The following is a 13208-nucleotide window of genomic DNA, read 5'->3' on the forward strand; positions in this document are numbered from 1 at the left end:
GAGTCGGCGAGGCCTCGGCCCCCGAGGCGCGGGCGTCAGGGCCAGCCCGGGTCCGGCTCGGGCGGCGCGTGAATTCCGTCCCAGAGCGCCCGCACGGCCGGCGCGGGCCACGCCTCCCGGAGCCGCGGCCGCGGCGGGCCGCCCCACGGCGCCCACGAGCCGTCGTGCGGGTGCCGCCGCGCCCACTCGTACATCGCGTCGCGCGCGGCGCGGTCCGCCATGGCGCCGTAGATGCGCATCCCGGCGGCGATGCGCCGGTCGAGGAACGCGAAGCCGCCGACCCGGATCGGCGCCCGCGCGCACGGCAGCACGACCGGGGTCTCCTGCCCCAGCGCCTCGGCGAGCGCGAGGAGCGCCCGCGCGTTGGAGAACCGGGGGTGGTGCACGACGCGGCGCTCGATGACGTTCTGCTCGTTGGTCACGAGATCTCGCACGAGGGCGCGCTCGAGCGCGAGGTGCGGCTGGCCGGCCCCCCGCGCGGCCTCGTGCCTGGCCCACGCGTCGCGGACGAACTGCGAGCACCGGCCCGGCCGGAGCTCGGCGCTCTGCCCGAGCAGGTGGTGGAGCACATGATACCAGGCGTCGAAGAAGATGAGGTGATTGGCGCGCTCCAGGAAGAGGAAGCTCTCCCGCAGCGCCGACGGGGCGATCGCGCCGTCGCCGCGGTTCAGGGCCGCCGCGATCTCGGTCATCAGGGCGCCTGCGTTGCGCGACACGAGGTGCGCCATGAGCAGCCAGGGCAGATCCGGCGGATGGGCGCGGGTGAGCGCGTAGAGCTCCAGGTAGCTCTCCGTGCGCGCCACGTTGTCGACGTTTCGCGCGTCGAGCTCGTCGAGCAGCGCCGCGAGGCGCGCTGTGCCGATGCGGCCCGACGCTTCCGAGCACACCGTCTCGACCATGCCGGGCTCTCTGCATGAGGCCGGCCACGTCGACTTCGCGGCTTTCCGGATTTCCCGCGGCGTCGACGACGGAGGGAAGAGCCCGACCGGCGGGGAGCGCGCCGGCGGGGAGCGCGGAGGGCGGCGGAGGGTGGCGGAGGACGAACCGATGTGACGATGCGAACGCCGCCTGGGGGCGCGGCGGAGGAGCGCCCTGGGCCGGCTTGCCGCAGCGGGGCAGCCGAGGTACCAACAGGCACGTTCGCACGACGCGCCTGACCGCGTCATCGCGCGTCGTCGAACGCGACGTCGAACGAGACGACACCAGCGCCGCCGGAGGAGATCATGACCCTACCCGTCCCCGTGTACATCGTCGCAGCGGCCCGGACGCCGATCGGCGCATTCCAGGGAGCGCTCTCGCCCTTGCCCGCCCCGCGCCTGGGCGAGGTCGCCATCCGGGCGGCCCTCGAGCGGGCGAGCCTCTCCCCCGATGCCGTCGGGGAGGTCTTCCTGGGCAATGTCCTGTCCGCCGGCATCGGGCAGGCTCCGGCCCGGCAGGCCGCCATCTATGCCGGCATCCCGAGCAAGGTCCCGGCCACCACGGTGAGCAAGGTGTGCGGCTCGGGGCTCCAGGCGGTCATCTTCGGCGCGAAGACGGTGGCGCTCGGCGACGCCGACGTGGTGGTCGCCGGCGGCATGGAGTCGATGTCGAACGTGCCTTACTACCTCCCGCAGGCGCGCTCCGGCTACCGCATGGGCGACGGCAAGCTCGTGGACGGGATGATCCACGACGGCCTCTGGGACCCGTACGGCAACTTCCACATGGGCACGGCGGGCGAGGCGTGCGCCAAGGAGCACGGCTTCTCGCGCGAGGCGCAGGACGAGTACGCGAGGGAGAGCTTCCGCCGGGCGCTCGCGGCGCAGCGCGAGGGGCTCTTCGCCGCGGAGATCGCGCCGGTCGCCGTCCCGCAGAAGAAGGGCGACGCGGTGGTCGTGAAGGACGACGAGGGCCCGCCGGCCGGCAAGCCCGAGAAGTTCGCCTCGCTGAAGCCCGCCTTCCAGAAGGACGGGACGATCACCGCGGCCAACGCCTCGTCGATCAACGACGGCGCGAGCGCGCTCGTCCTGGCGAGCGAGCGGGCCGTGAAGGAGCACAAGCTCACGCCGCTCGCGCGGATCGTCGGCTACGGCGGCGCCGCGCAGGCGCCCGAGTGGTTCACCACGGCGCCGGCCGCGGCGATCGCGAACACCACGAAGAAGCTCGGCCTGACGACGGACCAGATCGACCTCTACGAGGTGAACGAGGCGTTCGCGGTGGTGGCGCTCGCCGTGAACAAGCTCGCCGGGATCGACGCCCAGCGGGTCAACGTCCGCGGCGGCGCGGTCGCGCTCGGCCACCCGATCGGCGCGAGCGGGGCGCGCATCCTGACCACGCTGCTCTTCGCGATGAAGGACCGGGGCGCGAAGCGCGGGCTCGCCACGCTCTGCATCGGCGGCGGCGAGGCGCTCGCGGTCGTCGTGGAGCGGTGATCCGGCCGCGGGCCATCGCGGCGGGCGCGGAGGCGTTCGCCGCGCGCACGCCGACGCTGCCGCCGGCGACCCACACGAACAGCTACGCGCTCGGCGGCCGCGAGGTGCTGCTCGTCGAGCCGGCCACGCCGTACGAGGACGAGCGCCGCGCGTGGCTCGCGTGGGCGCGCGGCCTCGCCGGCCAGGGGCGGTCGATCGTGGCGATCGCGGTGACCCACCACCACGCCGACCATGTGGGGGGCGCGCGCTTCTTCGCGGCCGAGCTCGGGGTGCCGATCTGGGCGCACGCCGAGGCGGCGCCGCGCCTGCCTGGCGTCCCGGTCGCGCGCCGCCTCTCGGACGGGGAGGTCGTGCGGCTCGACGGGCCGGCGCCGACGGCGCTGCGCGTGCTCCACACGCCGGGGCACGCGCCGGATCACCTCTGCTTCCTCGACGAGGCGCGGGGTATCCTGGTCTGCGGCGACATGGTAGCCGGCGTGGGGACCATCCTGATCGACCCCCGGGAGGGGGACATGGCGGTCTACCTGGCGCAGCTCGATCGGCTCGCGGCGCTCGGCGCCCGGGTCGCCCTGCCCGCGCACGGCGAGCCGATCGACGCGCCCGAGGCGCTGTTCCGGCGCTACGTCGCGCACCGGCACATGCGCGAGCAGCGGGTGCTCGAGGCGCTCGAGGCGGCGGCCGGCGAGGGCGGCGCGTCGCTCGAGGCGCTCCTGCCGGTCGCCTACGCGGACACGGCGCCCCTCGCCTGGCCGATCGCGCGGCTGAGCCTCGAGGCGCACCTGATCAAGCTGGAGCGCGAGGGTCGGGCCGCGCGCCGCGACGGCCTATGGCGGCGAGCGGCCGGCGGCGGGGCATGACGCCCGGCCGCACGGCCTGACGGAGGGCTCACTTCGCGGCGGCGTCGCTCGTCGCGCGCTGCGCGTCGCGCTCGCGCTGCCGCTCGGCGACCCGGCGCGCCCGCTCGGACCGCTCCGAGGCGATCTGGCTCGGGGACTTGGTGCCCGCCTTGATGGACTGGGCGGCCCAGAACTTCGCCGCCTCCTTGCTGGACATGGCGCACTCCTCGCCCTCGTTGCAGGCCATGCGGGGGCTCTGCCGCTGCGCGGCGTCCCGCGGCGCGGCCGCGCGCTCCTTCCCCTGCGCGGCCGGCGCCCCGGCCGACCGACCCGCCCAGGCGCGGCGCGCCCCGGCGCTCGAGGCGGAGCACTCCCCCGCGTCGCTGCAGCGCATGCGCGACTCGGCCTTGCTCCTGAGCGGCGACGGCTGCGCCGCCCTGCGCCCCGCCGCATCGGCGCGCGCCTCCGCGCGGCTCCTGTGGATCGCCGCGCGGGAGGGGCAGTCCACGCCGGTGTCCGAGCAGCGGATCCGCTCCTGCGCGTGCCCGCGGGCGACGCGGACCGGCTCGGGGCGCTCGGCGCGCGCGTGCCGCCCGGCAGCCTGCTCCCGCGGCGCGCGGTGGTGATAGACCCGATCGACCAGGTCGCCGCGCGACCTGAGGACCTGGAGGTGCCGCGGCTCGCGCGGAGCGCGGCTGCCCTCGGCGAACGCCACCCCGGCGCACAGGGACACCGCGACGAGGGTGGAAACCATTGCGGATATTTTCATTGGTGCTCCTCGCTCTCCACGCAGCGTGGGTGGACGACCCACGTCGTTTCCGGCGAGCGCGCCATGCTCGCGGGTGCTCGCCCGCCGTGATCGAGGCGCAAGCAAGAGAGGCACCAGCACGGAAGTACAGGAAATCCGGCGGTTCTCGGCGGGACCGTCACATCGCTAACGCCGCCGGGCGCGCGCGGGACGAGGCGGCGTTACGGCGGCTCAGGTCGGGCTCACAGGGGCACGGGCGCGTCGGCCTTCGTCGCGCGGCGCTTGGCCTCGGCCCGGCGCCGCCGCTCGTAGGCGCTCGTCGACTCGCGCACGATGTCCGGCCGGTCCCGGAACACGAACCGCGCCGCCGCGCGCACCGTCGATATCCGCGCGTTCAGGAGCCCGATCACCTTGTTGCGGAGGACGAGCGCGTCGCGCGCCTTTTCACCGAGCCCGGCGCTCTGGGTGACGTGCGCCCGGAGCGCGGCCGCGAGCTCCTTGGCCTCGTCGAGCATGGCCGCGTCGAACCCGCCGAGGCCGTCCATCGCCTCGCGGTGGGGCGCCGCGAGGGCGGCGTAGTCGTCGAGGGCCAGCGCGAGCGCGTCGGCGGTGGCGGGGTCGTCCGCGTGGGCCTGTCCGAGCTTGGCGAGCCTCCTGTCGTTCTCGTCCTCGACGCCGTCGTCGAACAGCCATTCGAGCGTCGCTGTGATCTCGTCGAGGACGACCTGCCCGCGCTCGAAGGGGCTCGCCTTCTTCGGGTCCACGGCGAGCAGGTAGCGCGTGCCCGCCTCCACGGCGGCGCGCTGGAGCGAGAGGATCTCCTCGCCGGTCTTCGCGGTCAGGGTGTTTGCGCTCTTCTTCTTGCTCGCGGCCATTTCGAGGCCGCGGCGCACCACCTTTCCGTCCTTCAGCTCCGGCTTCCAGTAGGTCTTGTGGAACCTCGCGACGTCGACCGCCTCGCCAAACAGCACGTGAAGGGGCACGGAGAGGGAGAGCTCGCCGTTCCCCGGAGCGGCGAGCGCCTCGTTCATCCACAGGTCCAGATCGGTCTTGGCTTTGGGCATCGGAATCTCCTGATGTACCGAGAGGGTTGTTCATGGGGAGTGACGTCCTCCCCGAGCGTTCCTCGGTTAACGACGTTCGCGAGGAGCGACAAGAGGTCGAGACGGGGTGGCGCGAGCAAAGCAAGAAGTTGGCGAGCGTGGCAATGTGAAGGAGCGACGAAGGAATCCAGCGATGGTGTCCAGGAACCGATCCGCCCCGTCCAGGAACCGATCCGCCTCGTCCAGGAACCGATCCGCCCCGTCCAGGAACCGATCCGCCCCGTCCAGGAACCGATCCGCCCCGTCCAGGAACCGATCCGCCCCGTCCAGGAACCGATCCGCCCCGTCCAGGAACCGATCCGCCTCGTCCAGGAACCGATCCGCCTCGTCCAGGAACCGATCCGCCCCGTCCAGGAACCGATCCGCCTCGTCCAGGAATCGAGGGCGTCGCTCTATCCGAGCGCCCGCCCCTGGCCCGCGTGCTGGACACGCGCGCCCAGGCGGTGCGTGCGGCTCACTCCGGGAAGCGCAATGTCTCGACCGCGATGCCGTCCTCGCCCCACGTCGCGGGATCCGCGGGGTTGCCGATGCCGCCCTTGCCGGGCTCGCCGAGCTCGAACGTGACGTTCTCCAGCACGATCTCGGTATCGTCGAGGTGGGCGATGCCGATGGAGTCCCCGCCGCGCCCGCCGCCGCCATAACCGCCCGGGCCCCCCAAGCCGCCGGCGCCGCCGTTGCACGCGCGGTCGTACCCATTGGGCGAGTAGGCGCCGCCCCCGCCGCGCCCCCCGCGGCCGCCGCTCCGAGGCTCCCCGCCGTCCGCGCCAGGCATGGCCGGAGCCGTGACGATCCGGCTGTCGCGCACCGTGACCTTGGCGTGGAGCGCGAGGATCCCGATGCTCGGCGTGCCATTGCCGCCGCCCTTCCCGCCCTTGCCGCCGCAGCCGCCGCCGCCGCCCGAGCCTCCGGACGGCCCCGATCGGGAGGCCGCGCCGCAGAGGGCGGCACTCCCGCGAAGACCGCCGCCGCCGCCGCCCCCCTGGCCCGGCGCCCCCCTGCGTCCGTCCCCGGCCCGGGCGCCTATCCAGCCCTCCTCGCCGATACGCCCGATGCCCTGGCCCGGCGCCCCGTCGACGCCCGGCGCGCCGCTTCGCCCCTGCTCCCCGTCCCCGCAGCGGCCATCGCCGCCGTCTCCGATGCCCCCGGCACCCCGGGGATAGGGATCCTCGGGATCGGGGCTCGGCGCGGGCGCACCGTCGCCGCCGTCGCCGCCTCTGGCGATCCCGCCGTCGCCTCCCTTGCCGCCCATCGACACGGCGCCGTCGTCGCATGGGCTCGTCACCGGAGCCCCGCCGGCCGCGGGGGTCGCGGCGCAGCCCTCCACACCGCCATTGCCGTCCGCGCCGTCGGGCGCCACCGGAAACTGCGGCGCGTCCTCCCCGCCCTCCGTCCTGAAGCTGTAATTCCCCTCGATCCCGCCACGAACGATCTCCACGGCGGTACCGGACCGAACGAAGAGCCCGACCTCGTTTCCGCTGTCCAATCGGACGTCGGCGAGCGTGGACACGCCGTCGGCGGCCCCTGTGTCGCCGGGGCTCGCGGGCTCGATGGTCAGCGCGATGATCCCCTTGCGCGTCGTCTGGAGGATTGCATCGTTGAGGTCGCGGGTACCGGGGATCGTGGTCCCCCGCTTCCAGTCGTTCAAGCAGTTGAAGCCCCCCACGATATCGACGCCGGAGGGCAGCTTGATCTCGCCGTCATGCGCGCCGCAGAAGAACACGCGCCCGCTCCCCGTGCGCGCGAGCTCGATGCCGCGCGGCAGGGTCCGCACCGGCGCGTCCCGCGTGCCGGGATGTGCATCGTCGCCCACGAAAAAGTGGACGAACACGCCGCAGCCGGCCTCCGCCTGGTCGGCGGTGAGGTACGCGCGACAGACCGACTCCGGCGGAGGAGCAGGCGCGCACGACGTCGCGCCGCCGCACGGCGGAGGGCGCTCCTCGTCCTCATAGGGACCGAGATCGATCCCGCACGCCGCCGCCGCGAGCGGCACCAGCAGAAGCAGTCGTTGGGCTTCAACCATCCTCATGGTGCCTCTCGATGTCGTGCGCCGTGCGTGGGAATCTTCATCGCGGTGGCTCCTCGGCCTGGGCCGCCGCAGCGAACACGACCCAGGTTTCCGATCTGCCGTGCTCACCCCCGCCCTCGTCCTCGCGGACACCTCCCCCGGGGCCGCCGTCGCCAGCGCTCTTGAGCCTGACATCCGCACCTCGTTCAAAGCTCACCTTTGTGACACCGACGGTGGCGATGCCGATCGAATGTCCACCCAGGCCACCCCCGCCGTTGCCGCCTTCGCCGCCGTCGCCACCATGGCCCCCGGGGCACGCGTCCCACATGTCGAGACCATAGCCGAGCCCACCTTGACCGCCCTTGAGCCCAGCGCCACCGAGTTGGCCTGTCCCGCCGGCCCCGCCATTGCCACCTCGGCCGGCCACCACCGTACCGGCCTCGACCGTGATCTCGGCGCCCCCCAGCGCCACGATCCCGATGCTCGATCCCCCATAGCCCCCTCCCTGGCCCGCCTTTCCACCACAGCCGCCGCTGCCTCCGGAGCCGCCGGCAGCGCCGCCCCGAGGCGCTCCGGGACGGCACTGGATCATGCCGACCCTCGATCGACTCCCGCCGCCGCCCCCGCCGCCCCGGCCGATGCCCCCGGGGCCGCCATCGGCGCCTCGAACGCCCACCCACCCGGTCGCGTCGAGGCTGCCAAGGCCGCTCGCACCGGGGCCATGCCGGCCGGGCTCACCGTCCGCGCCCGGCGCTCCGGCCGTGCATCCCGCGCTGCCCGCGCCGAGCCCCCCCTCGCCGGACTCCACCGGATTCTCCGCCGAGGAAGGCGCGCCCGGCTGGCCGTCGCCACCTTCGTCGACGTAGCCATCGCCGCCCTGTCCGCCGGTGGACTCGATGCCCCCGTCGCACTCGGTGACGACGGGTGGCGCGCCCGTCGCGACCTCCGCCGTGCACGCGTTCACCCCGTCCTCCCCGTACTCCCCGTCCTTCGCCCGGATGCGCGGGGCGTCTTCCCCCGGCTCCCCGTCCCGCCCGTCGGCCGCGTGGACGTGGCTCTCCAACAGCCGGAGCTTCGCCCCCTGGCTCAAGATCATCCCGATCGACGACTTCCCGTCGCTCGCCGACCCCTCGGCGGCCACGACCCGGACCCCGAACACCGTCGACCTCGCCCCTCCCCCGTCGAGGACCCGGACCGGGATCCCCGCCGGCCCCGGGGCGATCGTGGTCAGCTGGTCGGCCCCCCCGAACGACCAGTCCCCGTCGGCGCAGCGGCGGCCCCCCCAGAGGTCCACGCCCGAGGGCAGCACGACCGCCTCCTCGAACGTCTCGCCGCACGCGTACACGCGCCGGGTCGGCGCCTGCCCGTCGCTGCGTCCGCCCGCGGCGAGCACGATGGCGCGCCGCAAGGTCTTCACGGGCCTCTCCCGTGTACCCGGATTGCGGTCGTCGCCCTGCGCGCGCACGAACACCCCGCAGGCGTCCAGCGCCGGCGCCCTCCCTGGATCGCCGTCGCACGGCGAGGCCGCGGGCGGCGGCGCCGGGGGGGCGGGCTCGTCGCAGGTCTGCTCTTCCCAGCAGTGGTTCCCCAGGTACATGCACCCCGAGACCACGCTCCCGCCGCACGCGCCCAGCGCGGCGATCGCGAGCGACACCGCGGCCCTCCGCGCCGCCCTGGCCCGCCTCACGCTCGCCTCGCCATCCATGCCGGTCTCCAAGCCCCTCACCACACCCCCACCGCCACCAGGCCGACCTGCTGCGCCGCCATCGCCGGGACGACCTGAAAACCGCTCCGCGCCGGCGTCGATCGCAGCCACGAGAAGTCCACGAAGAACGACGCGGCGGTCACCGCGCCGACCACGGCCCCCGTCGCGACGAGGGCCGTTCCGACGGCGCCGGACAGATCGCGCTGCTCCCGCATGCGGCGGAGCTCCGGGCACGCCGAGGGCTGCGGCGCTGCGCTGCACGCGCCCGAGGTCCACGCCGGATCCCGGTGGAGGCCGTCGATGCGCTCGTCGAGGCTCCCGTCGAGGCGGTTCGCCCGGAGCATGAACACCGCCCCCGTCGACACGGTGGCCGCCGCGACGGCGATCCCCGCGATCCGCAGCGCCCCCGGCCACGACGCCCACGGCCCCGGCGCCGCCGGCGGCGCGTCCGGCGGGGCCGCCGGCGCGGCCGGTGCGCTCCGCGCCGCGACCGGATCCGGTGCGCGCGCGGGCGCATCGGCCGCGCGCGCGAGCTGCAGCGCCGCGCCGACCGTCAACCCCGCAGCGACCTCGACCCGTTGCGAGGCCTCCCCATAGCCCGACAGCCGGGCCCGGAGCGTGTACGCCCCCGGCTCGACGAACAGCTCGTGGGCCGCGGCGCCCGTGCCGATGGGCTTCCCGTCCACGAGGAGCTCGGCGTCCGGCGGGGAGGCCGCCACGTAGATCCTCCCGACGCGCTCGACGGCCCCGTTGAACGCGCGCGTGAACCTGCGAAGGAGCGCCTGATCCAGGGCGGCGTCGTGCTCGAGGCTCTGCCCGAGGTGCTCGGCGGCCTCCCGGTGCTTGCCCTGCTCCAGCTCGCAGAGCCCCAGATACCCGAGCACCTCGGCCCGCTGCGCCGCGGGCATCCAGGCCGCGCCGGGCACCGCCAGGACGGCCTCGAAGCTCGCCTCCGCCTCGGCCCACCGCCGCGCGAAGAAGGCACGCCGGGCCTGCTGGTGCGCGTTCGTCGCCGCGCTCTCCGCCGCCCTCGACCCCTCGGGCTCCGGCTCCGCGCGCGCGAGCCCGACGCCGCTGCCCAGCGCGACGAGAAAGCAAATCCCGCCCACGACCGAGCGCAAGCGCATCATGCGGCCGACTCTACCGACGAAGCCGCCTGCCCAGCAACCGCGCTTGCACGCCGAGCGCTCCGCTTTGCATGACAAATCCGACGCCACGCTCGTAACGTATTCCACCGAGACGCCGCCCGATCGTCACCCCCGTGTGGGCGCACCTTCGCGCACCGTTCCTCGTCGCGCCGGTCGATCGGGTCACCCGTTTTCGGGCCTGAAGCATCTGGACGTGCATGGACGTGACCACCTCGACGAGCCTGGACGTCACAGCCCCTTGTCCGCTCGGTTCGGATCGCTTTCGCCGGCTCGCGCGCGCCATGCGCGTGCCGGCTCAGGACATCGACGACGTCGTCCAGCAGGCGTGGCTTCGCATCCTGGAGAACCGCGCGCGCGTCGGCCTGGCGAGGGACGCCGCGGCGTATGCGGACCAGATCGTCAGAAATGAGGCGCGCACCAGCCGGCGGCGAGCGCGCCGCCGGGAAGAGGTGATCGCGCCGCTCCAGGACGAGGAGCCTTCGGACGAGCGGCCGGGCCCGGAAGCCTCGGTGATCGCCCGCCAGCGAGCTTTCGTCCTCTGGCGCTTCATCGACAAGCTCGACGACGCGCGCCGCACGGTCTTCATCGAGCACGAGCTCCTGGGCCGGACGCTCGCCGAGATCGCCTTGGCGCACGCGCTCTCGGAGAACACCGTCAAGTCACGGCTCACCGCCGCATGGGATAGCGTCGAGCAGGAGAGGGCGCGCTGGCAGGCAGAGCAGCGGTGGCGCGGGCAGGCCACAGTGCCGTGCCTGGTGCCGTTCTTCTCCGGTGCCTGGCTTCACGACGCCTTGCGCGGGCTTGGCCGATTCAAGCTGCATGGGGCGGCGGCAGCGGCGCTCGTGCTCGGGGCGGGCGCCGCCTGGCCCGGCCCGGCGGCTGGCTCCGCCGAAGCGCCCCTGCTCGCCGCCTCGGGGCGCGCGCAGCCCGCGATCGAGATCCCGGCAGGGCCTGCGGACGCGCGCGGCGTGGGGCCGGGAGGGCCCGAGAGCGCGATCGGGCGAGAGGCCGTGACGGCCTCCGTCGTATCCGCCCCTCAGGGCAGCTCCACGACGGCCCGCGCGGCATCCGCCGCAGCCGAGAGGTCGTCCCGGGGAGGCACCGGCGCGGAGCACGCTCGGATCGACCCGAGGCTCGAGCGCGCGCGAGCGATGCTCGAGCTCGGGACCACCGAGGGGCAGCTCTCGGCATGCCGTCTCCTGCACGAGCACCGCGAGCGTCGTGGTCGCGGAGAGCACGCCGCGGAGCGCGACGCGCTCCTCCGGCGGGTGCGCTGCGAGCGTCACGGGTCGCTCTGAGCGCAGGAGTGATCGCGTCGCGCACGGCAGCGCCGTAATCCCCTCATTGGTAATCCCCTCACTGTAGGCATGCATCGAGTCGCCGTCATGCTGGACATCGACTCCATCGCCCGGCACACGGCGACCATCGACGATGTACTGCAGCGCTGGCGCATCCCGAGCGGGGATCGCGCCGACATCGTCCAGGAGGTGCTGCTCGGCGCATGGCGAAGCATGCACGCCGGGCGGTTCCAGCCGCGGCCGGGGGTCCCGGACGCCGTGGCCTTGAAGCGGTGGATCGTCGGCATCAGCTGGCGGCACGCTTCCCATTACGTGACGCGCGCACACCGGCGGTACGAGGTCCTCGTGCCGAGCGCGGGTCGCCTCTGCCAGGATCACGCGCCCGCGCCGCTCGAGCAGGTCGAGGCCCGGAGAGCGCTGGACGATCTGAGGCGCGTCGACCCCAGGTTTCGAGCCGTCCTCGCCCTCACGGCGCAGGGATACACGATCGCGGAGATCGCCGCGGAGCTCGGGCACAACCCGAACACGACCTGGAATCGTCTGCGGCTCGGCCGGCTGTGGTTCCGGCGCGTACGCCGGAGGTGGCGGAGGCGCCGTCCGGCGGTGGCCGGCGCGGGATCGCCGGGAGCACCATCCACGGCGCTGATGGATCCATCCAGAACATCGAATGGTCGGCCGGAGACGCGCCGTTATATCTCTCCTCACCGAAGCGCGGCGCGCCGTGCGCCGCCGAAGAGGAGGATCCCATGACCGCTCACCCCACCAAGGCCGTGACACTCTCCCTCCTGGCCCGCATCGAGGCCAAGCCCGGCAAGGAGGCCGAGGTCGAGGCGCTCCTCCGCTCCGCCGTCGGCCTCGCGGCCGAGGAGCCGCGGACGGTGCACTGGTTCGCGCTGCGCCTCGGGCCGTCGACGTTCGGCGTCTTCGACACCTTCGCGGACGAGGTGGGGCGCAAGGAGCACCTCGAGGGCCGCATCGCGGCCGCGCTCATGGCCAAGGCGCCGGAGCTGCTCGCCGCTGCGCCCGTCATCGAGCACGTCGACATCATCGCCGCGAAGGCTTGACCGGCCGCGGCCGGGCAGCGCGCGCCAGCAGCGCGTCCCAGAAGAGCTGCAAGACCGGCGCCGGCGCGCGATCGCCCGAGCGCACAAGCGCGATGGTGCGCCTCAGGGCCGGGTCCACGAGCGGGCGCTGCGACGCCTCCGCCAGGAGCAGCGAGTGCTCCGGCATGAAGGCGAAGCCCAGCCCCGCGTGCACCAGGCTCTGGACCCAGTCCTCCCGATCGGTCCGGTAGGCCGCATACAGGTCCACGCGCCGCGCGGCGCACGCGCCCGCGACCTGCTCGCGCATCTCGCAGGCAAGCCGATCGAGGTAGGGCTCGCCGTCCAGATCCTCGAGCCGCACGCCCTCGCGCGCGGTCAGGCGGTGGCCGGGCGGGAGGACCACGACGTAGCGCTCCTCGTAGAGCGGCGCCACCACGCACCAGTCCGGGACAGCGTCGCCGAGGTTCGAGACGATGACGTCGACCTCGGCCTCCTCCAGCCGCCGCAGGAGCTCGCCCTGCGTGGTCACCGCGATCTCCAGCTCCACCCCCGGCGCCTCCGCGCGGAACGCCGCCAGCGAGCCCGCGAGCCGCGCGGGCCCGATGGTGCAGAGGATGCCCACCCGGAGCGGCACCTGCTTGAGGCGCCGGTGGTTCTCCGCGATCACCTGCACGGCCTGCAGCTCGTCCCGCAGCCGCAGAAACCGCGGCAGCACGCCCTGCCCCAGCGCGGTGAGCTTGGCGCCGCCGCGCTCGCGCAGGATGAGCGGCCCGCCGAGCTCCTCCTCGAGCTTCTTGATGGCGGCCGTGAGCGCGGGTTGCGAGACCGCGCACCGCTCGGCCGCGCGCGTGAAGCTGCGCGTCTCGGTCACCGCCAGGAAGTACCGGACCTGATGGATCTCCATGGCCGCGCAT

12 protein-coding genes are annotated in these 13208 nt (G+C 74.2%); 5 read left to right on the forward strand and 7 right to left on the reverse strand.

Going from position 1 to position 13208, the window contains the following annotated elements; translation table 11 throughout:
- Nucleotides 1-35 precede the first annotated feature (35 nt).
- Entirely contained in the window at nucleotides 36-899 is an 864-nt protein-coding gene (locus WMF20_RS40090) for a DUF2515 family protein (RefSeq protein WP_437607005.1), read from the reverse strand.
- 324 nt (nucleotides 900-1223) lie between these two features.
- On the opposite strand from WMF20_RS40090, the gene WMF20_RS40095 reads away from it, so the two are divergent.
- Both WMF20_RS40095 and WMF20_RS40100 read left to right on the forward strand, forming a co-directional pair.
- Nucleotides 1224-2408 carry a thiolase family protein gene (locus tag WMF20_RS40095; protein ID WP_437607006.1) on the forward strand — a complete coding sequence of 395 codons (1185 nt, stop codon included), beginning with the start codon at nucleotides 1224-1226 and terminating at the stop codon, nucleotides 2406-2408.
- Nucleotides 2405-3265, forward strand: a complete 861-nt coding sequence (locus WMF20_RS40100; protein ID WP_437607007.1) for an MBL fold metallo-hydrolase — start codon at nucleotides 2405-2407, stop codon at nucleotides 3263-3265. Before WMF20_RS40095 ends, WMF20_RS40100 begins: the two co-directional genes overlap by 4 nt.
- A 28-nt stretch (nucleotides 3266-3293) precedes the next feature.
- On the opposite strand, the gene WMF20_RS40105 is transcribed toward WMF20_RS40100, so the two are convergent.
- From WMF20_RS40105 to WMF20_RS40125, 5 genes are all read right to left on the reverse strand, one after another.
- Nucleotides 3294-4013, reverse strand: coding sequence for a hypothetical protein (locus WMF20_RS40105; protein WP_129579222.1), 720 nt, complete (start codon nucleotides 4011-4013; stop codon nucleotides 3294-3296).
- A gap of 221 nt (nucleotides 4014-4234) precedes the next feature.
- Nucleotides 4235-5056: a hypothetical protein gene (locus WMF20_RS40110; protein WP_437607008.1), complete on the reverse strand. Its 822-nt coding sequence runs from the start codon at nucleotides 5054-5056 to the stop codon at nucleotides 4235-4237.
- 493 nt (nucleotides 5057-5549) lie between these two features.
- Nucleotides 5550-7115, reverse strand: coding sequence for a hypothetical protein (locus tag WMF20_RS40115; protein WP_437607009.1), 1566 nt, complete (start codon nucleotides 7113-7115; stop codon nucleotides 5550-5552).
- A 43-nt stretch (nucleotides 7116-7158) separates the two neighbouring features.
- Complete coding sequence (locus tag WMF20_RS40120) at nucleotides 7159-8805, reverse strand: DUF1565 domain-containing protein (protein ID WP_437607010.1); 1647 nt, start codon at nucleotides 8803-8805, stop codon at nucleotides 7159-7161.
- A gap of 17 nt (nucleotides 8806-8822) precedes the next feature.
- Entirely contained in the window at nucleotides 8823-9935 is a 1113-nt protein-coding gene (locus tag WMF20_RS40125; RefSeq protein ID WP_129579225.1) for a PEGA domain-containing protein, read from the reverse strand.
- A 215-nt stretch (nucleotides 9936-10150) separates the two neighbouring features.
- Here WMF20_RS40125 and WMF20_RS40130 point away from each other — a divergent pair, with 215 nt between their 5' ends.
- The 3 genes from WMF20_RS40130 (at nucleotide 10151) to WMF20_RS40140 (ending at nucleotide 12315) form a co-directional block, all read left to right on the forward strand.
- Entirely contained in the window at nucleotides 10151-11251 is a 1101-nt protein-coding gene (locus WMF20_RS40130; protein ID WP_437607011.1) for an RNA polymerase sigma factor, read from the forward strand.
- 87 nt (nucleotides 11252-11338) lie between these two features.
- The gene (locus WMF20_RS40135) at nucleotides 11339-12001 is read left to right on the forward strand and encodes an RNA polymerase sigma factor (RefSeq protein ID WP_437607012.1); all 663 of its coding nucleotides are present in this window, start codon (nucleotides 11339-11341) and stop codon (nucleotides 11999-12001) included.
- Nucleotides 11998-12315: a putative quinol monooxygenase gene (locus WMF20_RS40140; RefSeq protein ID WP_437607013.1), complete on the forward strand. Its 318-nt coding sequence runs from the start codon at nucleotides 11998-12000 to the stop codon at nucleotides 12313-12315. The genes WMF20_RS40135 and WMF20_RS40140 overlap by 4 nt, the downstream gene beginning before the upstream one ends.
- Here WMF20_RS40140 and WMF20_RS40145 read toward each other — a convergent pair.
- On the reverse strand, nucleotides 12296-13198 hold the full coding sequence (locus WMF20_RS40145) for a LysR family transcriptional regulator (RefSeq protein WP_437607014.1): 903 nt from the start codon (nucleotides 13196-13198) through the stop codon (nucleotides 12296-12298). The two genes, WMF20_RS40140 and WMF20_RS40145, sit on opposite strands and share 20 nt — an antisense overlap.
- Between the last annotated feature and the right edge of the window lie 10 nt (nucleotides 13199-13208).

The sequence above is a fragment of the Sorangium sp. So ce834 genome (assembly GCF_051521425.1).
GTDB classification, from domain to species: Bacteria; Myxococcota_A; Polyangia; order Polyangiales; family Polyangiaceae; genus Sorangium; species Sorangium cellulosum_D.